Annotated in this window: 17 protein-coding genes, 1 tRNA gene and 1 pseudogene; 5 read left to right on the forward strand and 14 right to left on the reverse strand. The window is 54.3% G+C overall.

Features of this window, described 5'->3' with window-relative positions:
- Nucleotides 1-5: 5 nt before the first annotated feature.
- Both SV7mr_RS11825 and lysS read right to left on the reverse strand, forming a co-directional pair.
- The gene (locus SV7mr_RS11825; protein ID WP_145272214.1) at nt 6-974 is read right to left on the reverse strand and encodes a hypothetical protein; all 969 of its coding nucleotides are present in this window, start codon (nt 972-974) and stop codon (nt 6-8) included.
- Nucleotides 975-1,163: 189 nt separating this feature from the next.
- Nucleotides 1,164-2,741: a lysine--tRNA ligase gene (gene lysS, locus SV7mr_RS11830; protein WP_145272216.1), complete on the reverse strand. Its 1,578-nt coding sequence runs from the start codon at nt 2,739-2,741 to the stop codon at nt 1,164-1,166.
- 565 nt (nt 2,742-3,306) lie between these two features.
- Here lysS and SV7mr_RS11835 point away from each other — a divergent pair.
- Nucleotides 3,307-3,627 (forward strand): hypothetical protein, encoded by a 321-nt coding sequence (locus SV7mr_RS11835; RefSeq protein ID WP_145272218.1) that lies wholly within the window; start codon nt 3,307-3,309, stop codon nt 3,625-3,627.
- A 1,103-nt stretch (nt 3,628-4,730) separates the two neighbouring features.
- On the opposite strand, the pseudogene SV7mr_RS11840 reads toward SV7mr_RS11835, so the two are convergent.
- Nucleotides 4,731-5,149 (reverse strand): annotated as a pseudogene (locus SV7mr_RS11840) (IS256 family transposase); the annotation flags it as partial.
- A gap of 1,382 nt (nt 5,150-6,531) precedes the next feature.
- Here SV7mr_RS11840 and SV7mr_RS11845 point away from each other — a divergent pair.
- A tRNA-Ser gene (locus tag SV7mr_RS11845) sits at nt 6,532-6,614 on the forward strand.
- A gap of 123 nt (nt 6,615-6,737) precedes the next feature.
- Here SV7mr_RS11845 and SV7mr_RS11850 read toward each other — a convergent pair.
- Nucleotides 6,738-7,403, reverse strand: coding sequence for a 2-dehydro-3-deoxy-6-phosphogalactonate aldolase (locus SV7mr_RS11850; protein ID WP_145272220.1), 666 nt, complete (start codon nt 7,401-7,403; stop codon nt 6,738-6,740).
- Nucleotides 7,403-8,278: a 2-dehydro-3-deoxygalactonokinase gene (locus tag SV7mr_RS11855; RefSeq protein ID WP_145272222.1), complete on the reverse strand. Its 876-nt coding sequence runs from the start codon at nt 8,276-8,278 to the stop codon at nt 7,403-7,405. The genes SV7mr_RS11850 and SV7mr_RS11855 overlap by 1 nt, the downstream gene beginning before the upstream one ends.
- 665 nt (nt 8,279-8,943) lie before the next feature.
- Between SV7mr_RS11855 and SV7mr_RS11860 the strand changes: the two genes are divergently transcribed.
- Entirely contained in the window at nt 8,944-10,062 is a 1,119-nt protein-coding gene (locus SV7mr_RS11860) for a hypothetical protein (RefSeq protein WP_145272224.1), read from the forward strand.
- Between the two features lie 266 nt (nt 10,063-10,328).
- Here SV7mr_RS11860 and SV7mr_RS11865 read toward each other — a convergent pair whose 3' ends face one another.
- Together SV7mr_RS11865 and SV7mr_RS11870 are read right to left on the reverse strand one after the other, a co-directional pair.
- Complete coding sequence (locus SV7mr_RS11865; protein WP_145272226.1) at nt 10,329-11,675, reverse strand: outer membrane protein assembly factor BamB family protein; 1,347 nt, start codon at nt 11,673-11,675, stop codon at nt 10,329-10,331.
- A 232-nt stretch (nt 11,676-11,907) separates the two neighbouring features.
- Complete coding sequence (locus SV7mr_RS11870) at nt 11,908-12,711, reverse strand: sugar phosphate isomerase/epimerase family protein (protein WP_145272228.1); 804 nt, start codon at nt 12,709-12,711, stop codon at nt 11,908-11,910.
- A 160-nt stretch (nt 12,712-12,871) separates the two neighbouring features.
- Here SV7mr_RS11870 and SV7mr_RS11875 point away from each other — a divergent pair, with 160 nt between their 5' ends.
- Nucleotides 12,872-14,203, forward strand: coding sequence for a sulfatase-like hydrolase/transferase (locus SV7mr_RS11875; protein WP_145272231.1), 1,332 nt, complete (start codon nt 12,872-12,874; stop codon nt 14,201-14,203).
- 9 nt (nt 14,204-14,212) lie between these two features.
- Here SV7mr_RS11875 and SV7mr_RS11880 read toward each other — a convergent pair whose 3' ends face one another.
- The 3 genes from SV7mr_RS11880 to SV7mr_RS11890 all read right to left on the reverse strand — a co-directional run bounded on the left by SV7mr_RS11880 (nt 14,213) and on the right by SV7mr_RS11890 (nt 17,195).
- The gene (locus SV7mr_RS11880) at nt 14,213-15,037 is read right to left on the reverse strand and encodes a UDP-2,3-diacylglucosamine diphosphatase (RefSeq protein WP_419188422.1); all 825 of its coding nucleotides are present in this window, start codon (nt 15,035-15,037) and stop codon (nt 14,213-14,215) included.
- 215 nt (nt 15,038-15,252) lie between these two features.
- Nucleotides 15,253-16,932, reverse strand: coding sequence for a serine/threonine protein kinase (locus SV7mr_RS11885; RefSeq protein WP_419188423.1), 1,680 nt, complete (start codon nt 16,930-16,932; stop codon nt 15,253-15,255).
- 62 nt (nt 16,933-16,994) lie between these two features.
- Nucleotides 16,995-17,195: a hypothetical protein gene (locus SV7mr_RS11890; protein WP_145272238.1), complete on the reverse strand. Its 201-nt coding sequence runs from the start codon at nt 17,193-17,195 to the stop codon at nt 16,995-16,997.
- A gap of 368 nt (nt 17,196-17,563) precedes the next feature.
- Here SV7mr_RS11890 and SV7mr_RS11895 point away from each other — a divergent pair, with 368 nt between their 5' ends.
- The gene (locus SV7mr_RS11895; RefSeq protein WP_145272240.1) at nt 17,564-18,406 is read left to right on the forward strand and encodes a hypothetical protein; all 843 of its coding nucleotides are present in this window, start codon (nt 17,564-17,566) and stop codon (nt 18,404-18,406) included.
- Nucleotides 18,407-18,529: 123 nt separating this feature from the next.
- On the opposite strand, the gene sugE is transcribed toward SV7mr_RS11895, so the two are convergent.
- The 4 genes from sugE to upp form a co-directional block, all read right to left on the reverse strand.
- Nucleotides 18,530-18,943: a quaternary ammonium compound efflux SMR transporter SugE gene (sugE, locus tag SV7mr_RS11900; protein WP_145272242.1), complete on the reverse strand. Its 414-nt coding sequence runs from the start codon at nt 18,941-18,943 to the stop codon at nt 18,530-18,532.
- Between the two features lie 233 nt (nt 18,944-19,176).
- Entirely contained in the window at nt 19,177-19,575 is a 399-nt protein-coding gene (locus tag SV7mr_RS11905) for a hypothetical protein (protein ID WP_145272244.1), read from the reverse strand.
- 243 nt (nt 19,576-19,818) lie between these two features.
- Entirely contained in the window at nt 19,819-20,085 is a 267-nt protein-coding gene (locus tag SV7mr_RS11910) for a hypothetical protein (RefSeq protein ID WP_145272246.1), read from the reverse strand.
- A 789-nt stretch (nt 20,086-20,874) separates the two neighbouring features.
- Nucleotides 20,875-21,507: a uracil phosphoribosyltransferase gene (gene upp / locus SV7mr_RS11915; protein WP_145272248.1), complete on the reverse strand. Its 633-nt coding sequence runs from the start codon at nt 21,505-21,507 to the stop codon at nt 20,875-20,877.
- Between the last annotated feature and the right edge of the window lie 2 nt (nt 21,508-21,509).

A 21,509-nucleotide genomic window follows, 5' to 3' on the forward strand; every position in this document is an offset into this window, starting at 1 on the left:
ACCGTCTAGGTGAACACGCTGCCCGCGTTCTCTTGGGCCGACTGCGAACCGGGGACCGACATCGGTAGCCCAGTTAAGTCAAACATGGCTGGGTGCAGTAACGCCATGATGCTTTCCACCCACTGCTGGTTGTTGCGTTTCAGCCCGTCGCGTTTGGAGAGATAACGCTGGTAGCTACCAAGCATCGACATCGTCAACAACTGAGTGGCCAGTTCCAGTTGCCCCCGGTCCTTGGAAAGCTTCAGCTCATCGCGGAAGGTTTCGCCACGATCGACATCAAAACAAAAGCGGAAAGAACGCTGCGACCCCAAATTCGTCAATCCGATTTGCCAGTCGGTCCAACGTTCGCATGTTCGACGAAGCCTGTTGAGCATCACCAGGTCTCGCGTTTCAACGCCTGCCGGTGTCAACAGCAAGTTCGCCAATCGGTTTGAACACTCGAGCCCAGAGAAATAGACTCCGTTGGCAATCGCAAAGAAGCTGGCTGCCGATTCATGTGCGTCACCCGCCTGCTGCTTCATGTCAGCAACGGTCGCCATCATCCGAGAGAGTTGATCGGAGACAACAATTTCCTGCAAAACCGGCAGATAGTACGACCAGTAATGTCGTAGTGCACCGAAGTCAGCCTCGTTGCGAGCATCACGGAACTGGGACAGCACTTCATGCCATTGTTGATGACGCGTCTTGGCTGAAATCCAATAGGTGTGAATCGCGTCCGTCGGGATCTCATCTGGAGTTTGGGCCCAGACGTCCGCATGCTGGGCGATCTGCGACGCGAATTGAGCAAGAGTGATGCAGTGCATGAAGGTGACCGCTGAACGGAAAGAAGGAGTCCAATGTCCACCACTCGCCCCGGAGTGGAATGAAGGGAAACCCAATGCACGTCCTGTGCCAGGACCGGCCAACACGCGTTTGCCCTGCAAAATCGCGGGGATTCGTGGTTTGAGACGAACGGAGGTCGTGGAACAAGTCATCCAACGATGCAAAAGATCAACATCCGTTGAATTGTTGCACCGATCAGCCGTTTAGGCGTCAGTCACGGTCCTTTCGGGACGAACACGGCGCACCGGAAAACCGGGCCTAGCGGCCAGCGGCTAATGGGAACCAACCGGCCTAACGCATCCTGTCATTGAGGACAGGGCGTCGACCTGCCGCTTGGAAACTCACTCCGGACGCAACACTGGGAACAGGATCACGTCACGGATGGATTTCTGTCCGGTCAGAATCATGACCAGGCGATCGATGCCGACTCCCAATCCGCCGGCCGGTGGCATCGCGTGACGCAATGCGCGAATGAAATCGTGGTCCATCTTGGCCATCGAATCCTCTTCGTCCTGGCCTTCGAGCTGTGTTTCAAACAGCTTCTGTTGCAGATCGGGATCGTTCAATTCCGTGTAGGCATTGGCCAGTTCCATCCCACAGATAAACAATTCAAAGCGTTCGGCGATTTCAGGGTTGTCACGCTTACGCTTGGTAAGGGGACAGATGCTGGCGGGATAGTCGATCACAAAGATCGGGCCTTCAAGCGAGTCTTCGACTTTCTCTTCGAAGATCTCATTGCGAACCACATCCAGGTGCTTGCCCTCGGTGTCCAGCCCGATCTTTTTGGCCAGCTCTAACACGGCCGCGTCATCGGCTGGGTCAACGCCCGTGGCTTTCTGGAACAGGTCCGCATAGGTGGCTCTCTCAAACGGAGGCGTGAAGTCGACAGTCTTGCCGGCAAATTCTCGCTGGTAGCCGCCACCGATCGCGTCGATGGCATCGCAAATCATTTGCTCGGTAATGTCCATCATGCTGCGGTAGTCACCGTAGGCCTGATAGAGTTCCAGCATCGTGAACTCGGGGTTGTGCCGTGGGCTCAAGCCCTCATTGCGGTACACGCGGCCGATTTCATAAACGCGTTCCATCCCTCCGACCATCAATCGCTTGAGGTGCAACTCAAGTGCGATGCGCAACGTCAAGGGCATGTCCAATGCATTGTGGTGCGTGTTAAACGGCTTGGCTGCCGCGCCACCGGCAACGGTGTGCAAGGTCGGTCCTTCGACTTCGCAAAAGTCATGCGAATCCAAGGTGTTGCGGATCGACTTAATGATCTTGGTGCGCGCCATGAAGGTCTCCAGGGGACCTTCGTTGAACGCCAAGTCCGCGTACCGCATGCGTTGCTTGAGGTCGGGATTGGTCAAACCGGCATGCTTATCAGGCGCCGGCTCAAGCATCTTGGTATGGAAGAACAACTGCTCAGCAAACACAGTTAGCTCACCGGTATTGGTTCGCCCCAAACGGCCTTCCACAGCGACCAAGTCGCCAAGGTCAAACAGTTTGGCCAAGGCAAAGTCATCTTCGCCAACTTGTTTCTTGCCGATGAAGATCTGGATCTCGCCGGTCCAATCCTTCAGGTTCAGAAAGATCAGCTTTCCCGCGGGACGCGACAACATGATGCGTCCGGCGACACGAACCGTTGGTCCGATTTCTTCGCCCGGTCCGTTGTCCGCTTTCCACTGGCGATACTCGGTCTCTTCGGATTCAAAGTCTGGCAACTCGAGCAGTGTCCCATCTGCCTGTTTCCATTGCACCTCACCGGCCCGCTGGCGACAGGTTTTGATCATCGTGCGGTCGTCGAAACGCTGACCAAATGGATCGATTCCCATCGCTTCGATCTGACGCATCTTTTCACGGCGTGCAACGCGTGGATCGGTGGTGTCGAGGTCCGTCTGATTGCCGCCTGCAGCTGGTTGATTCATCGTTTGGAACTGGCTTGAGTGATAGCGGAAGGTCCGCCAAAGTGATGTCGTGAGCCCTGACGCGGGATCTGCACCGCGGGGATGGCTGTTAGAAGCTGGAATTGTCGAAACCCAGCGAGGTTTTGACAAGGTGACCAAGGGCGGCTGAGCAAGGTTCGCCAAGATCCGTGACGCGTCATCGCAAAAAGTGCCGCGATTTTCACGCTTTGCTGACGCCGCTGTGGCCTGGCGTGGCCTGTTTTCTCGCGTTTCCCAGGCCTGACTGAGGGTTCGGTGCCATCCCCGGCCTCCCGCCACTGTCTCGGTGCCGCCAACGGCTGCGGAAAACAGTCCGCACAGCCGGCAACAAATGGCCGAGCCAATCTTGACCGCCTGCTATCAAATCGAATAAACAGAGCTCTGCCAGCCCACTTCGGGTTCTATCGTTGAATGATCGCAGCGCGGAACTGCCGTCCGTGGCTAGCACCCGCCAACCAACCACTCCCTGGCAAGTCGCGATGCCCTCCGGTGCTTTCCGATTGGCAATCCGACCTGCATTCCCTTTTTCTGTTGAGTCGACACAGAGATGAGACAACTAATCGCCGTATTTGCGTTTTTCACCATGGCGCTCGCCATGCCCGCCGTCACCAGTGCAGCCGAGATCGTGCACTACGAATTGAAGGAATGGAAATCCAAGCACCTTCACGACGCCGAGAAATCCAAAGTCATCATCAAGACCCTGAAGGATCTTGGCTGTGAAGTCGAAGAAGCCGATCACAACGGACACAAGGATGTCAAATACCGCTGCCCAAAACGCCGCAAGATGCCCGTCAAGTCTCACGAAGAGGCGTTGAAGTGGGAGAAGTGGCTGAAAGAATACGGGTTTCGTGCGTACCACACGCACTGACCAAGCGGACCATGAAGCCCAGCCATGAAACGTTTAACGCTGACACCACTCAGCGTTGGGTGCCGAAGCACAGTTCGTCGAGCGTCGGTCAGCGATTGCTGAAACACCCGCCACTCTGCTGCTGTTAACTGGGCTTACCGCAGGTGCGGAATCGACGTCCGTCTGATTCGGCAATCAAGATTCCCACGACTGATTGAATCGGGGCTCGCTCATTAGCTGGCTTCTTGTCTTTCCCGCGTGCTGTCAAATCCAGCTTCCATTCGCGGTGATGAAAACCCCGTTCAGCTTAATGCTCCATTTGATTCAGCAGGGACAGAGCAGATCGGTTGCCAAGGATCCATCGAGATCCCGAATCTGTTCAGGCGAACCGTTTTTTCGGGGACACCCGTCGGCGACGGGCTGTTCCCGCACCCCGCCCGGGAGCCGCGAACTGCCTGTAGAGGAGGTGGCGTGCTCCCGAAAAGCTGCTCCAACGGTTAGCAAGGTTGACCGGCCTTGATCGTCAGGATCAAGGACTGGTTACACACCCAGAAGATCCGCTTGCCTCCCACTGATCACATGAGTAAACACCTGGTCTGCGCGTCTTAAGAGGGCTTGCAAAATGAGCCAGCGCCGCTGACAACGCATGGCAGAGAAACGCACTTCGGTAACCTGCCAAAGCCAAGGCGGTGGCTTTCTTTTGCACCCAGAGTTCCGAACGCCGAAGGTGTTCTACAACGGGTTCGGGAGAGTCCACCACCGGTGTCTCCAGGCAGGAACACGCTCGCCTGGTGTCGGCCCAGTCATTCGGCATCAATTGATTCTGGCACAGAACAGGGAGAAGAAAAACACAGAGCACAGAGCTTCCTCCGTGACCTCTGTTCCTCTGCGTTTCAATCTTTCGACTTCACGCACTTGAGCCGACGCGGCGCACGTTTGTCGATCAATCGTTCCATTGGCAGTGGAATGGCGCTTGCGAATTTTCAAATCGATCGGTCGTGTGGCAATGTCCCCGTTAACAGCCTCCACCAAAAACCGTGCGCCCCACGGCAATCGTAGCGGAAGCCGGGAATATACCACGAAGAACACGAAGGAGCCGGTAGTCCCGTAGGGAAATTTTTAGCCGGAGAAGTTTTTGTTTTTTTCAATGCCGAGATCAGCGACGTCAGATCCGCGTGACCACGGATCCGGCGAAATCCCTTTTCCGCTTCCAGCAACGCGTAAGACAGCCAACGCGATGCTTGGTCCGTCTCGGCGCGAAAGCGTGTCACGCGACCGATCTTGCGACGCGTGTTCAAAAAGGAGTCTCAATCGCACTGGTGCTCAACAGCGAGCGATGAAGCGTATTGGGGACATTTAGACGATGCAGTGCCAGCAGATCCTCGCCAGCCTCCTGCAGGCTCCGGGTAGCTTCCGCATTGATCGGCTTCAGGAATGACTTCAGGTTACCAAGGACTTCCTATGCTGCGTCGATCCCTTGAACGCTACGCAGCCGAGTGAATAGCCGCGAGACCTCACCCCAATGACGCTTGGACAACTCGCCTCAAGAGAAGCGGAAAGAGAAACACGAAGCCCCCGCAGTCCACTGTTTGAAAACAGCCCCTGCGGCGGTTTCAGAAGCAACGTCATTGACGCACCCTCGATCCGGTTATCCCTTGAATGGTTGCGTCCCCGCAGAGCCACTTTCCGTTTCACCTGACACAACAACGATACCACAGGACTCATCATTGAACACCCGAGCCATGCCTAAAAAAATCCCGGGGTTCGGGGGCTGGCCCCCGAGATCACACAATCAAGTCATTCATCCTGATTGCAGAAGTGTCTCAAAGTCGTTGACACATTCCGCCGTCCGGCACGGTTTTCTGGTCGCGGTGTAGCGCGAGAGCAAGTTGAGGTTCGTCGCACGGAAGACGCATTGTTTGACGTCCCGAAACGGGAACGCTAATAGGCTCTAATCAACGCTCATTGATCAGTGCTTATTAGCGTTCTCCATCTCCAGCGACAGCCTTCATTCGCGATCGAGGTCGCTGAGTTGACTTAACAAGGCCCGAACTGAGTTCTGATGTGGAAGAGATTCTGAGACTTAATGGGCTGCCTTGTTTCATTTGGGTGTCCAAGACGTGTTTGGATCGGCGACTGGGTTTGAAGGGACGTGCGCTTGACGGCGTGGCGAAGTGTTGACGCGGTGAGAGTGCGTTTGAGGGAATGTCCCAACGCTTGTTGCAGGTCTCAACGGCCTCATTCGAACTCGTCAAAGCCTCGGTAACGGAACCACTGTTAATGCGAAAGGCGAAGGAGGCTGTGTCCCGTTCGCGGATGGGGATTCGGCGACGCGGATGGGCGCGTTTCGATTCGCAGGGTGTGTGCTTGCGCGTACCAACCGAAATATGCATTGGTGCGTGCAAAGTCAGCGCCCTACGGCTTGATTGGTGCGTGCAAGCTCGCTCGCTATCGGGCACTCCCGAAGTGTGGCCGACAACAACCCACGGCACCAACGTTGGCTGCGTCGCGGGTGGCGGGGTTGCTGTTGCACTGGGTTGCTGTTGTATGGGGCTGGCAAATGTCCCTCGGCAGCAAAAAAGTCCCCTGAAAATCTTAGCGGGGCGTGGGGCAGCGGAATGAGAAAAAACTTTTTTCGTTGTCGCTGTGGGCGAAAAGCGGAAAATCGCCTGTTGGTTCGCGTTCCATCGGTATAAAATCGGCTCCGCCACGGCGTCGTTGCTAATCAATGATTCTGTGCGGGCCTGCCAGCGGCGTTATCCCTGCCGTTGGACGGTGTGTGATCGCTTGGCCGACCTTGCCATTGCACGGTCGAAAGAGCCATTCTGGTGTCCCGAGAGTGATTTGTGCGACAGCAAATGACCCACGGGGTTCTAAACACCGGGGCTCTAAACACTGCAAATCAAGGGGTGAGAGCAATCCTACGGAGGATATGCGAATTGGCTAGCAGACTGATTCGAAATCAGTTGCCGGGTAACCGGTTGCGGGTTCGAGTCCCGTGTCCTCCGCTCTGACAGAACACCGTCTGAAACCATGGTTTTAGGCGGTGTTTTTCATTGGCCCACGCCTTGGGCTGATATCTCGCAGACATCCCAGGGGTTGTGTAGTCACTCAAAGATCTCTCTGGGCGGTTACACGGTTCCATGTCCGGGTGAACGATGACCAGCCAATTCATCGGAGCACGATTGCAATGCGGAGACGATCGTAGCACAACGTTCCGAAACTTGTTTGGCAGTCATGCCTGGTTTGTAGATCGACGTGCCCAAGCCAAAGCCATCCGCGCCGGCTGCAAACCAGTTGCCGATCGAATGCTCGTCCACTCCGCCCACCGGAATCAGCGGAGTGCCTGTCGGCAAAACAGCTCGCGAGGCACCGATAAAGCTGGTGCCCATAGTAGAGGCCGGGAACAACTTCAATCCATCGGCGCCGGCATCTAAAGCGGCAAAGCATTCGCTGACTGTCATCACACCGGGGCAGGATAACATCTCCAACTGTTTCGCCTCCGCAATTACAACGGGGTTTGTGTTGGGCGAAACGATCAGCTTGCCGCCGGCTTGGTCGACCTTGCGCACGCTATGAACATCCAGAACGGTTCCGGCACCGATTAGCATTCTCTCACCGAAAGCAAGGCTAATCCTGTTGATGCTATCCAAAGGATCAGGCGAGTTGAGTGGCACTTCAACGATCCGTATTCCGGCATCAAAGATCGCCTGCACAATTTCGACTGACTCGTCCGGCTGGATTCCGCGAAGAATTGCGATCAGGCCGTGACCCGATGTAAGATCAAGTTTCTCCATCACTGTTCCTCCATTTCGAATGCACGCAGGCCGTTTAGACTTGCTTCTGCTGCGGAAACGCAGACGGTCTGGATGCCCTTGGCCTTCAAAGCAAGTGAATAGAGCGGCAGCAAAGAGTCGGCACCGCACAAGTACACTTCTTCATGGCCTGCTGCAGTCGCGGCGATCTCGTGTCCAATCAACAGTCCAGATAAAAACGAATGGGACTCTTCGGAAGTAAGTCGACCAAAGAGATAATCGGTCCGCAGATAAAACGCTTCATTGAGAAGCGATCTCGAGGACTCCGCAGCCGCGACCCCGTTGAGGAACGCAGATTCTTCAAAATCCGTCGAATCGATCTGAGCCTGAAGAATCGTGTGTTCACTGAGGCAATGAAAGAAGTCACCCGTCATCCATGTGCTAAACGATTCAATGCACTGATCGACAATCGTGACCCATTTCGAGTGTGTTCCTGGCAAGCAGATCGTTTGTGCGTGCGGATGCAATTGCAGAAGCCCGAAGATTTGCGTCTCTTCACCACGCATGACATCATGCCGGCCGTTGGGTAATCGGTGTGAAACTCCACCGTAGATCTTCAGGTCCGGAAAGGTTCCGACACGGCAGGCGTTGTGACTGATAGACGAAGAACTGGCCAGCGTGCTGACATAGGGAACTTCAAGCCAGCCATTCTTTGAACTGACCATTCCGCTAAGTCGGATCGGGGCCGTCTTCGGCACGTCGAACTGCTGAAGAATCTCCAACATGACGTTTTCGAATCCGATGCGTTTTGCGTCGTGTAGGTTGGTCGCGGCGCTAGACTGATTCAGCACCTTGTCCTGATCGCACAGGTACGCTCGCACATTACTGGTACCCCAGTCGCAGAAAACCTTTGTCATCAATGCCCCGTCGTTTCAATGGGCTAAGGCCAGGTGAACCTTCCACAAACCGGTCGGCTGACCAGCAACAATACAATCCCAACCATCGTAAACCAGAGAGCGCCAACTCATAACCAGCAATAACCAACTGCACCTGAAAGGCAAGACAAATCGTAGGTGTTTCTCCCGTGCCAGGAGCCATTGTCTGCGACCTAGTGTTCAGAGTTCTCAGCGGACGCTAGATGCCGCACATCAGATGGCAGTAGAACGCCTACTCAGATGCGTGTCAACGCGACACCTCACAAATGTATTTTTTCAAGTTTAGGGGACGTGAGAATCAGTCGACAACAGTCACGAGCGGGAGTCCGCGTCACGTTCTCGCCGATGATTCAAGTAGAGGAATACCCTGGATCTCTCAATCGTGGTGAGTCGTCGACAGCGCCAAGATCCCACTGTCCCCAAAGCGGTGTGCCAGTGCCCCCCGCGGCTTTCGTGCCTCGCAATCCTGTTAGACGGAATGGATGTGCGTGGTGATGAAGAATCTTGGCCTGAGTCATCACAAACGTTGTGCAAGCGATCGGAAATAGAGTACTTTTACGTAGCAAAGAATCTTGATGATCGAGTGAACGTAGAGAAGATTTGATCATTCAACTCAACAAGTTTGCAACACCAAGGAACTGAATCCTGTGGACAACACCGTCGTTACGATTTACTGCTGCGGAACAGGTGAGCACCGCGATAAACTCGATAACATCGTGCCATACACTTGGCGCGCGACAAACGGCGCTCGAGTCTACATGAACGACGGTGCTGGGAACGGCCGTTACGACATCCTAAAAAGCGAACACATCCTGAAAACCGTCGAGAGCGGTGGCAATTTTTGGTTTCAGAAAGACAAAGCCTTCAAGTCCAAAAATACAAGTTTAATTAAGGGGAATATTGGCGGCGTCGGCACTCAGGATAATATCATCAACTCCATTCAGTTTCTGTGGATGGAGTATTATGCCAAGAATAAGCCGACCTTCGGAACCATCAATCTTTGTGGCTGGAGCCGCGGGGCTGTGACTTGCATATTGCTCGCCCATGCGATCGAAGAAGCCGGGTTTCGAGCCATGATTCCGTCCCTAAAAGTCAACATTTTTGCGATCGATCCCGTCCCCGGCGGCGTCAATGATTTTGGAAGCGGAAATTTCGACAAGACCGGCCGAGTCGGCACACCAGACGAACTCGCGATGTGCGTGAACGAGTACCAGGCGGTTCTCGCTGAAAACGTCGGCGGAGCAATTGGCACTGCCTTCCGCAACTGCTCTCCAGATTTCACTGGTGCTTCTCGCAACAGCCCAATGAAAACCGAATTCCCCCTACCAGGTTCTCATTCGAACGTTGCAAAGATCAATTCTGGAAACACCGTCGGCAGGCTTTCAATCTCCCTCTGCCACCGTTTCCTGCGGCGGCACGGAACCGATCTTCTTTTACCCATGGAAATGTCTGAAGATCAAGAACTCGAGCAGTTTGCGGAGATCTTACTTCAGCACGGCAAGTTCAAAAAGAAGGGCGTCTTTAATCGAAAGAAGGTCTTCAAAAAGTGGAGTGTTGCGACGATGCGAGCCGGGATTGTCCGAAACGCGGAGCGTGCCCACCGCTTCTTTGTCAATCATTATCACGCCGAACTGCTGGAACGAAGACTGCCCCGTGTGGCAGCCTACATCGCCGGTGGAACTCCAATCGGTTCAAGTGAACTCCAAGCGGTCAGACTCCAGTTTCCAAAAACTTACGAAGTGATGTCAGCAATCGGATATCTCTAATCCCTCTTGTAAACCGGTTGATTCTCGTCTCTTGTACCATCAAGAGCGATCGCAGTCGAAAAGGCAACCGGATCCTGGAACGTCTCCGTTAAAGTGATTCAGTCCCTTGGTACCATCCCACGGAAGTCTTTCGGCTCACGACACGCACGGAGGAACAGGTCTTCGCGATCCGCGTGGACAGTTCGACGGCGAGACGTTCAGATCCATGCGAACGCTGCCCATTGTCGTTTGTCGCTCGATCGTGATGCCTTGACGATGAATCTGTGTCACTGACTTGAAACGCAGTGCAGCTTGTCAGCACTTCTTAGCAATAACGTGGAACTCGCCGGGCTCGGCGTTGACCAATAGAGTCCATCGATTGTGTTTGTTCCTGCCAGCTCAAACTCGTCACCGGCTTTGACCACCAGGGTTTGGCCGGCTTCATTGAGCGCAAAGATTCGATCACCGACAGCCCATAAAGAGGAAGTCACTCGGGAGGCATCAGGGAGTCTTTCACGGTAGACCAAGTTCCCACTGGCAGCGTCGTAGCAGTGGATGATTCCACGGCTGAGAACATAAACGCGGCCTTGCGAGACCACGGGCGAGCACATGCCGGGCGCGGCTTTTTCAGCAATCCAGGCAACGCCCTGCTCTGGCGTCGAGTTGACGGTCAGTTCGCCGCTCGCGTTGGCCTTGATCGCGATTAAGGGGCCGCGGCTGTTACGGCCACTCTGACCGAGATAGAGACGCTCGTTGTCAAACGTTGGCGAGGCACTAAACGATCCTCCCATGCCGGTCAGCGTCCACAGTTTTTCACCGCTCTGGGGTTGGTAACTGGTGACGGTCCCGCTTCCACACACGATCAACTCCGTTCGGTCCGTGTGACGCCAGATGACCGGCGAGCTCCAACTGGTTCGGCTATCGCGTGAGTCTCGCCACACCTCGTTTCCTGTTGCCAAGTCCAAGGCGGTGACAAAAGATTTTTCTTCGTTGTCTGACTGAACAAAAACCAAGTTCTTTTCGATGGCCAGCGAGCTTCCGGTGCCAAAATTATTGCCGGTGGAAAAAGCGCCGAGATCGCGTTGCCAAAGTGTTTTGCCACTGGCATCCAATGCCGCCACGACACCGATGGAAGCAAATGAAACGACGATGGTCTTGCCATCAGTGACCGGAGATTCAGTCGCATATGAGTTCGAGGGGTGAATCTTGTGTGGGGGAATCTGCTTGACGACAGAGCTTGCCCAGCGCGTCTTGCCGGTGGAGGCTTCTAAGCAAAGCACCTGGAAGTCCAGAGGTTTGCTGGGTTTGGGCGTCAGGTAAAACGCTCCCATGGATCGCACCCCATCGCCGAATCCCTTGGGGCGATCTCCGTCGTCGCTGACGGCAGTTGTCAGAATGATCGTGTTGCCAAGTTCGATCGGCGCCGACCAGCCACCTCCCGGAACATCGACACTCCACTTCACTCCCTTGTCAGCGCCCCACTTGACCGGCAGTGAATCGGGATAAACCCCATTGCCTGTTGGACCACGAAACTGAGTCGGTTCACCAGCCGAGGAGTCCTGCAGTGGGAGTTGCGAACCGATGGAAGCAAGACTGAGCAAAACCGCAATTCGTCCGACCGATTGGCGAAACATAAGAGCTTCTCATAGGAGGAGTGATGAAATCTATCTCGATCAACTATAGATATCCGTCAAGATCTCCTAAATTCCGCTTGCCGCCCCCGATCATTCGGCTCGGTATCCCCACGCACCATCGAAAGGATTCGCCGCTGACTGAACTGAATTGGTGCGAAAGGATCTCCGAGAACGAAGCAAAGTGCTGCACCTGTGAACCAGTCCACCGCTCACATCACGATCAGGCAGCGGCCTAGCGTTCGCTGGAAAGAGACTTCCAAGCGTTGATCGAGCGCTGCAGGTTAACACGCTTATCACCCGGGATCGCATAACATTGCAACGAGACCGGACCTTGGAAGTTTTGCTCTCGCAGTTGCTTCAGCAATCGCTGTTGAGGAAAATCGCCTTGATCAAGCGTCTGAATCAAATCGCCCCACCCCTTGCCATCGGTGTCAGCGCCACAAACGCTGACAGAGAATAATCGGTCACCGGCCTCTTCAAGCGTTCTTTCTAACTCGCTTGCCTCCTGGCCGCGAAGAAAGTGACAGAGATTAAACATGACGCCCAGATTGGGATGATCAACTTTTTTGATCAGGTCCATTGCCTGAGGCATTGTGGCGACTGCCAGACCATGGTGCGGATACAGAGCGACTTTCAGCCCGTGCTGTGAAGCCATTTCTGCGGTTTGACGAACAGCTTCAATCGTTCTGGGGGTCATCCGCTGAACAGTCAGCTCAATAATTGCGTCGCGATTCGCTAGCGGCTTGATTGCATCTTCTGCAATCGCCTGATCATTGACGTTTAGATAGACACTTAATACCCGAAGCCCATGCTGATCACAGGCTGCGATTCGTTGGCTCAATCGCTTTCCACTGGCCTGAACTTGTGCGATTCCAGCATAGCCCAGTTGTTTGAGCGCCGCAGCTTCGTCATGAACATTGCCAAAACCCAATCCATTCTCAAAGACGTACAAGGGTGGGGAAATCGGATCAGCGGCAGGAGCCTTGGAGCAGCAGCAAACCAGAATGGCAGCAAGAATCAGAGACTGTCGAATCATGTTGGATTATCCCGCAAAAAGGTCGATGAAGCCAGGATAGCTCGCGGGAAAATTTCTAGCAAGCGGTGCGGCGACCGCTGGCACCTCAGCGAGACAGAGCGGGTCCTGTTAGAATCGCGAGTTCAATCGGTGGAACTCCTGACGCATTTCTTGGTGGATAATGTCACGTTTTCTAGCAGCCTTCAGTGTTGCATTATTTGCCCCGTTTGCATTCGCCCGGGATGCTGGGCCAAACATTGTCTTTATTCTGGCGGACGATATTGGATGGGGTGACGTTGGGTTTCATGGCGGGACAGCGCCCACTCCCAATTTGGATCAACTGGCCGACGATGGCTTGGAACTAACGCAGCACTTCGTCGCGCCGGTTTGCAGCCCCACCCGAGCTGGCTTGTTAACGGGGCGTTATTGGTCACGGTTCGGTGTCACCACCCCGAAGAACGAACTTGCGTTGCCGATGGGCACTGTCACGTTACAGCGAGCATTGCAGTCACAAGGTTACCAAACCTGCCTGACGGGGAAATGGCACTTGGGTTCTAAGCCCCAGTGGGGCCCCAATCACTTCGGCTTCGACCACAGCTATGGCTCGCTGGCCGGTGGCGTGACATCGTGGAGCCACCGATACAAAGTTGGCCCGTTCTCAAGAACATGGCACTGCAACGAGCGACTGATTGACGAAACCGGGCACGTCACGGACCTGATTGCCAACGAAGCGGTCCAGTGGATCACGCAGCGCAGGGACGATCCGTTTTTCTTATACGTCCCCTTCACGGCTGTGCATCTGCCAATCAATGAATCACAAACTTGGTTGGACAGGGTTCCCCAGTCCATCGAAACTGAAATCGCCAGACAATACGCGGCCAGCATCATGCATCTTGATCACGCAGTTGGACAAATCGTCCGTGCGCTGGATAAGAACGGGCACCGTCAAAACACGTTGATTGTTTTTACGAGTGACAATGGGGGCAGCACTGCAACCAACAACACTCAGCCCTATCCGCCGGATGATTCGCCGCCCGGAAAACTGACGGCAAACAATGGATCTCTAAGAGGGCAAAAGGGCAGCGTTTATGAAGGCGGCGTCCGCGTGCCCACCATCGTCTCTTGGCCGAATCGAATCGGCCCCAATCAACAAACGACACCGGTTTGTATCGTCGACTGGATGCCTACGTTTTGCAATCTTGCCGGGTATCAGTCGGAGCAGGACTTAAATTGGGACGGTGTGGATCTGTCTGAATGGTTGATCAACGGCGCGGAACTTCCCGAGCGTTCGATCTACCTCGCCGGCCCCAGAAAACGAAGCGTCGCGCTCAGGCACGGCGTCTGGAAGCTAATCGTTCACAGCGATGGTGGGCAGGAACTGTTTCGGATCGACCGAGATCCATTCGAGCAACACAACCTGGCGGCTAAACAGAAGGATCGGGTTCAAGACATGCTGAGACGACTGAAAAGAGAGCAACTGGCAGACGACACAAGTGTTCCAGAGGCTCGCTAACAGCACTCACTAGCAGGGAGCGACTTGTTCAAACGGCAGAACAGCGTTTTCTGCGTTGCGATCTTCCAGTTGCAGATACTGATTTTGGCCGTATTGGCGAACCAATTCAAATCGGCCGTCAAGGTGTTCGACCAAGCCGGTGCAGTTCTCGACCCAATCGCCTGTATTGACGTAAAGCACCGTGTCTCCCTTTTTGATCGCTGGAGTGTGAAGGTGCCCAAAGATAATGCCATCACAATCATGTTCTGCGGCATGACTCATGATCTTGTCTTCATAGCGACTCAGCATCTTGACGGCTCGCTTGACTCGTCCTTTGACGAATCCGCAAACACCGTAGGGATTACGTTGCGAGCGTAACAGGTTAGCGATCACCAAGCGATTCAGGCTTAAGCAGTGATCGTAGAACGCAGAGAACGATTTGGAGATCCACTGTGCCCGCGTCTCGATGGAGTCAAATAGATCACCATGCGTGATCAAGAATCGCCAACCACGGAGTGACTCGTAATAAAAGGTGTCGTCAATCTGGACATCTGGGAAGTCCGCAGGCATGATCCGATCGAAACCGGGATCGCGCAGAAACGCGTCATGGTTCCCGGGCGTGTAATGCAGTGTTGTGCCCGAATCGGAAAGTGCGATTAAATGATCAATGATCGCTTGGCAATCCGGCGTGTCCCGCCAGCCATCGTTCACTTTCCAAGCGTCAAAAAAGTCACCGACCAAGTATATCGCTTGCGGTGAGTAGCGATTGAGGAATTCCAGGAACTCTTTGGACCGGGAATGTTTGCATCCCAGATGCAGGTCGCTGACCAGCAACGTCTGAACTGGTTGTGGCACTGAGTGATTCATCCCACGTCCTTTGCTACATGTTGCCGCCAAACTTCACGCACAATGCACATCCTTGAAACTCAGTTGGCCGCGAGGCCTCTTTGAATTGAACAATCATCCAGCGTTGTGCCGTTTGACGATGCAGGGCATCGACCGGTCACGAGCTAGAGTTATCTTACACCTTTTTGCCGCATCAGACAAAGCAGAAAAGGGTTTGGTTCTGGTTAAGGCTTGACGTTGATCATCGCTAAGCGTTCCTTGGCAATGGCAACCAGATCAGCGACCTCCGGCTCGCCTTCGTAAAACTCGACCAAGCCCTCCCAGATTAACGCAGCGTGTTCCTCTTTGCCTTTGCTCAGCATCTGATTCGCCTCGTCCAAGCGTTCCTGGAACAGCCCCCGCAGTTCGGTCTCTTCTTCCGTCGCAGCGTCTAATTTGGCGAGCTGGATTTCGGCGGCATCGATGGCCGGTTGATATTCGGGATCGTTACCCAAGAGGGGCTTAATGGATCGGTAGACATCGCGAGCTTCGTTGATTTTTCCATCTTCGACCAGCAATTGTGCCTTTCGGTGCAACTGATCATCCGGTTCATCGAGTTCGAGGTCGCGACGGACTCTCATGGCAATCTGCCGCAGGAACTGTTGAGCATCCAGAATGGCAATTTGCTGTTTCGCCCAGCGACCGTTTTCAGTTTCAGGGAAACGATTCACCAACTGGCGTAGCGGACGAGTCTTGGCAGTTGCATGATCAAAAATGCTGTCCGAGGCGATTAACGTTTCAGCTCTTGCACGCAGTGATTCTTCGCTGGCCGGCCAAGCCACGTAAGCGATCACGGCAAGGGTTAGGATCGCACCGCCGATGATTGCCCATGGCTGGTCGTGCCAGGCGATCGCGAATTCAATCTTTCGCTTCTCTTTGGGCTTGGGTTCGTCGACCTTAACGGGAGCTCGGCCCAGCAGTTGCCTGGCCTGGTCCTTTTCATCTTGACTGGTCATTTGGAGCGGGCTAAATCCGCTGCTAACGTGTTCCGCTACACCCGCTTTTGAAAGTGCTCGCTTGCGCACTTCCGCTAGAGCAAGTTTGACGGCCGAAGCACTGGCGGGCCGCTGCTGTGGATCTTTGGACAGCAACTGCATGATCAGTTTGTCAAGCCAAACCGGACACTGCATGTCGATCGACGCGGGTGACAGAGGCACCGTCTGTTCAGCGTTTTCAAGAATCTGTTGCGGAGTTTCTCCCTGGACTGGCAACCGACCTGTCACACATTGGTAAAGCAAAACTCCCAGTGAATACAGTTCCGTGAGTTGCGGAGAGCACAGCGTTTGGATTGGCTGAGTGTCGGAGTTGACGGGCCTGGCATGAGAGCGTATCCACTCTGGCGCTTGCCTGCAGAGCACTGCTTTGTCGCTAGCGTTGGAGTGCCGAAACGGGCTTGCATAGCGATTGAGTCGCATGTCCAACAAGACATGCGAAAATCCAGCAACGATGACTTTCTCTGGCACCAAGGCGCCGTGAACGAGTCCTTGATCGTGCAGGTATTCCAATGCGTCAGTCAGCGTTTGAGCAACCTCCAAGGTGCTTTCCCAAGACAGCCTGCCAGCGCGTGCAAGTTGTTCGGCTAAGGTTTCCCCATCGATAAACTCATACGCCAAGTAGGCTTGCCCGCCGTCGAAACCGCCGCCAAAGCAATTGGCGATCGCGGGGTGTTGGATCTGCTTGAGACGCTCCCACTCCTGAGTCAGGAACTCTCGTGCTTGGGGAGTCCCACCGAAGTCAATCCGAAACAGTTTGACTGCAACCGTTTTACGTTGCTTGACATGGACCGCTCGATAAACCGATGTTGCCTCGGGATTTGGGCCCAACGGGTTTTCGAGTGCAAGTGAACCTATTCGACTTCTAGACATGATCGTATCGTCTCCCGTTTCCAGCATTACGGCCAGTTTCCTGCACCGCAAACCGTACCGAGTTAGCTCATTTCACCATCACTAATGATCGCGTCGTCAACACAGACGGCCAACGCAATGGCTTCTCGAATGGAGCGTTTCATCCAGGTTTCGAGTTCGTCGTCCGAAACGCGCCCCGACGCCACGTAAGCAGCATAGATTCTGGAAGCGCACTGAAGGACAATGCCCTCGCTCTGTTGGAGCACAAGGTGTTTTTTTGGCATGATGCAATCTCGATCAATGGCACGAGGATGGAAAACATTCAGGCCAGTGAAGACGGCCCGCAGTCAGCAAACAGATGAGCCCTGATAGCCAATGCACGGCAGGCAAAGGATCAGTCTAACTGGTATTCAACCGCCGAATATAGCATTTCAAGCAACAAAAGAAACCACATCAGACGCCCCTGTGCTGCCGCAGAGACAAGCGACCAGGGCTCAAGTGATGACAAAATCAGCGGAATCGCGGACAGTGCTTGATTTATGCAGTGCTAAAAACCTATAAATAGGTGCCAATTCCGTTTCGTTCGCAGCGAAGACTGGCTTAGCAAAGACTGCCCTTGATTCATTCCCATTTATTCCCCGCCGAGTTGCCGATGGATAACGCATACGCTGCCGCCCCCCCCAAAAAAAATCGTGGATGCCTGTATGGATGCTTGGCAGTGCTGGCGCTGTTTGTGCTGCTGATCGTTGGCGCGATCGTTGCTGTGGGCTGGTTCTGGAATCGGCAAGTCGAAGCTTACTCGTCCCCGGAACCGCTTGATCTTCCCACGGTGGAAATTGATCAACAGGAACTTCAGCAGTTGCGCAAACGCGTCGATCGTTTTTCGGAATCGCCTGACGATGATGGACCGGCACCCACCGAGAAGCTGGTTTTAAGCGCCAAAGAAATCAATGCTCTGATTAGCAATAACAAACGACTCTCTGGGCATGTGTTCGTTGAAATTGAAAACGACGAACTCACCGGCAAAGTCAGCTTGCCAGTCGATGACACACCCCTGAAGGAATTACCGGGCTTGGAGGGACGCTACCTGAACGCGGAGGTGACTTTCGATATCTCCTTGCAAGATGATCAGCTGGAAGTCAATCTGCGGGCAGTCACCGTTAACGGTGAACGTCTGCCTTCATCCATTGAACAACCACTGATCACATCCAACCTCGCCGAAGACATCAACAAAGACCCCGAAACCGCCAAGTTCTTCCGGCAATTCAAATCGATCACTATTGAAGGTGATCGGGTCATTCTGATTCGAAAACCGGTCGAAGAGATCACTGACGAGGCTTCCGAAGAGACGCCCGACGAAGCTACTGAAGAGACTCCCAGCGAAGCTACTGAAGAGACTCCCAGCGAAGCTACTGAAGAGACTCCCAGCGAAGCTGCTGAAGAGACTCCCGACGAAGCTGCTGAAGAGACTCCTAGCGAAGCAGGGGCGCTGTGAGTTGTGGCTTGCTGTTTCTAAAAGCTCGCCATGCGTCGCCGCGTACACTCGTCATGCGGATAGGAGATTGCGTGACGAGCGTTGATGCCACTTGGATCGCCGCGCAACGCGATGGTTCTTCTGTCAGTTAGTCGCGTTGGAGCGAGGCTGATGAGTTCCCTGGCCGGCGATTGCCTGGGAATTGTGTGGATCGATGTTGTGGCCCGCCTTGGGACGTTCAATGGGAGTGACCCACTTTAGGCCCACAATGCCGACGATAATCAGAGTGACAAAGAACAGTCGCCCAGCGCTGGCGGGTTCGTCAAACCAAATGATCCCTAGTGTCACCGTCCCCACGGTGCCGATCCCAACCCAGACCGCATAGCCCGTGCCCACCGGCAAGGTTCGCAGTGCAATCGCCAGCATGGTCATGCTGACCACGATCGCCCCGACGGTCCAAATCGAAGGAAGCAGTTTGGTAAAGCCCTCGGTGTACTTTAAGCCAATGGCCCAACCGACTTCGAACAGCCCTGCGATCACAAGAATGAGCCAAGCCATCAGTTTGCTCCCGTTGGAATCGACGTTTGATCTAACGTTGGATCAGCAACAGAGTGCTGCCAAATGAGTCTAGCGTGCGGAATTGGCTGTCAACAGATTTGCGTCCCGTTTAGGGCGACTCATCAATCAAGTCTCTGCACGCGATCACAGCATTCTCGCCATTGTCTAGCACTTGCCTGCATTGAACGGTCTCCCTCGCGCTTCCATCCCGGATGAAACATTCAGTCCACCCACTATTCAACGGACAGAAAAGCCAATGTCATGAACATTGCAAAGGAGGCGACTATGCCAACAAATAGAAAGACTCGATTCCAGCCGACGACGCGTCGCGAATGGTGAAATCGGCAATACAGCAGACGAAACGGACCACCAACGACGGTGCAAGGAATCAAGATCAGCAGCAAACTGACCATCAGATACTGTAGATCACTCAACTGGAAATTCAGTAGGTTTACCGACGAAGCACCTGAGCCTTGAAACCTGGATCGAAAGAGCCACCAGCCAAGTAGGTACAGCAATGCGTTGAACCCCATTAACTCACCAACCATCCAGCGCCAGTCCGGGTGAACGCGACCGTCCGATGGAACTTCGTTTTCAAGCGAGGACTGCGGCGGTGAATAGGGATTGGTCATGGCAGGCGTGACGGGATTCGGCTGTTGCGGAGGTTGCGATCCATGACGACATTTCGGATGCGTTTTCTTGCAAACTCGTTTCGAAAGGATTCTACCAGCTAGCGTTGCCTCCATCGACCAAAGGATTCGCTGTCAAGAGGATTACAGAGCGACACTTGACTGAGGCTGGTCGACGATGGCCAGTCGCGGACCCTGCCCTGGACGACCTTTTCGCCGCGAATTGTCGTTCAGTGAAGCGAATCGCTATTCATCGCGTTTCTGACGCCTCTGGAGAAACCCAGGAACCTCCGCAGCAATCAGGTACACAATGCCAAAGAATAACGCGGTCGTTGAAAGATTATTGAGTAACGGGCTGCTGTGGGTCGCCGCGGATGTTGCTAGACGCCCAGGAGGGACGCTCCACTCGGAGACTTCGAACTGCAAGCAGACGATGACAGCGTGATCCACCAAAAACAGGAGCGCGCTAATCAGGATTAAACCAATTCCAACAATATGTCGTCCGGCGTTCATTTGATGCCCCATGTCGTTAAAGTCTCCATCGCCGCAAAGACACCTCGGTGTTAATCGGCACAACGCGGCGACTGGTTGTGCAACTGAGGTTGCCGCAAGTCTCATCCTACTACGCCTAAAAACATGGCATAAGGAACCATCAGTGATTCACGCACGTCTTTGGCAATAAAACGCTTAACGGTCTCCAGCCTCCATCCACCGTCACGACCTACGTAGTCCAGCGGTCTACGATTGAGCGACTGGACCCCTCGCTGGTCGGATGTTTGCTGGCCTTGCGGTCGGTGGCCTGATCCTCGCTCCTGTCATTTCAAAGAAAAGACTGAGATCAACGATTCAATAGTCAGTTCGCGATAAGTAAATCGTCGTTGCACGTCACAGCACGAGGGGCCGCGAAGCGTTACAAAGGCTGACAACAGGGCCTCATCGGACCACATTTGCAGACGAGATCCCGTAGAAGGATCGGTCAGCCAATCAACGACAGCAAACGGTGTTTTACTGCGTCGCAGATCGTCCGGTCTCCGCAAGGGCACTGATTCCTTGCCTAGAGGGGCACTGTTTCCTTGCCTAGAGGGGCACGATTGCGTCACCGTTTGGGGCACGGCACCCATAATATTCTTACGGTCAGTCGATCGGACATTGAAATCAATGTTCGCACCGCTCATTGGGATCGGCCTGACCTGACCAAAGTCAATTGGCTAAGCATTTGTTTATGATTGCCGGACGGTTTTTCACTCGCAGCCTGCTACCCGATACGGTAGAGCAAGACAGAAAAGCAGCGAGATTCCGCGCCTACTGAGTGTTGAAGATACGGTCGCCCGCGTCGCCAAGTCCGGGCACGATGTAGGCTTGATCATTCAATTCTGGATCAATCGCTGCGATCGTGAAGCTGACGTCGGCAAAGTCCTCTGCGACGCGATCGACGCCGGCTTGCGAGGCGATCAACGCAATGACTCGAATGTCCCTGACGCCCCAGTCCTGCAACCGACGCACGGTCAAATCGATACTACCGCCGGTGGCCAACATTGGATCAACGACGAAGGCTAAATCCGGCACGCTGCCCGATTCGAGCTTGTCATAATAGCCAACGGGCTGAGCCGTTTCCTCACTCCGATACAAACCCAAGTGCCAAACAGCCGCCTGTGGAATCAGATCCAGCAGCGGATCAACCATCCCTAAGCCCGCACGCAAAATGGGGACGATGGCGATCGACTGTGATAGCTGTTGCCCCTCGCAGTCGGACAACGGTGTTTGCACCGTTCGCCGCGTGACGGAAAGATCGCGGGTTGCTTCAACACAGAGAACCGTCGAAAGACGTCGCACCGCGTCGCGAAACTGTGATGCATCGGTTGCCTGATCACGCAGGATCGCAACATGATGCTGAACCAATGGATGCGCAAGGCAGCGAATGTTGTCAGGCAGCATGG

The organism is Stieleria bergensis (assembly GCA_007745635.1).
Lineage (GTDB): Bacteria > Planctomycetota > Planctomycetia > Pirellulales > Pirellulaceae > Stieleria > Stieleria bergensis.

Coding starts and splice junctions, on each gene's coding strand:
- SV7mr_RS11865 (WP_145272226.1), bottom strand. CDS start 11,675: ATGTTTCGCCAATCGGTCGGACGAATTGCGGTTTTGCTCAGTCTTGCT.
- SV7mr_RS11875 (WP_145272231.1), top strand. CDS start 12,872: ATGTCACGTTTTCTAGCAGCCTTCAGTGTTGCATTATTTGCCCCGTTT.
- SV7mr_RS11870 (WP_145272228.1), bottom strand. CDS start 12,711: ATGATTCGACAGTCTCTGATTCTTGCTGCCATTCTGGTTTGCTGCTGC.
- upp (WP_145272248.1), bottom strand. CDS start 21,507: ATGCTGCCTGACAACATTCGCTGCCTTGCGCATCCATTGGTTCAGCAT.
- sugE (WP_145272242.1), bottom strand. CDS start 18,943: ATGGCTTGGCTCATTCTTGTGATCGCAGGGCTGTTCGAAGTCGGTTGG.
- SV7mr_RS11885 (WP_419188423.1), bottom strand. CDS start 16,932: ATGTCTAGAAGTCGAATAGGTTCACTTGCACTCGAAAACCCGTTGGGC.
- lysS (WP_145272216.1), bottom strand. CDS start 2,741: ATGAATCAACCAGCTGCAGGCGGCAATCAGACGGACCTCGACACCACC.
- SV7mr_RS11825 (WP_145272214.1), bottom strand. CDS start 974: ATGACTTGTTCCACGACCTCCGTTCGTCTCAAACCACGAATCCCCGCG.
- SV7mr_RS11910 (WP_145272246.1), bottom strand. CDS start 20,085: ATGAACGCCGGACGACATATTGTTGGAATTGGTTTAATCCTGATTAGC.
- SV7mr_RS11855 (WP_145272222.1), bottom strand. CDS start 8,278: ATGACAAAGGTTTTCTGCGACTGGGGTACCAGTAATGTGCGAGCGTAC.
- SV7mr_RS11850 (WP_145272220.1), bottom strand. CDS start 7,403: ATGGAGAAACTTGATCTTACATCGGGTCACGGCCTGATCGCAATTCTT.
- SV7mr_RS11905 (WP_145272244.1), bottom strand. CDS start 19,575: ATGACCAATCCCTATTCACCGCCGCAGTCCTCGCTTGAAAACGAAGTT.
- SV7mr_RS11895 (WP_145272240.1), top strand. CDS start 17,564: ATGGATAACGCATACGCTGCCGCCCCCCCCAAAAAAAATCGTGGATGC.
- SV7mr_RS11890 (WP_145272238.1), bottom strand. CDS start 17,195: ATGCCAAAAAAACACCTTGTGCTCCAACAGAGCGAGGGCATTGTCCTT.
- SV7mr_RS11835 (WP_145272218.1), top strand. CDS start 3,307: ATGAGACAACTAATCGCCGTATTTGCGTTTTTCACCATGGCGCTCGCC.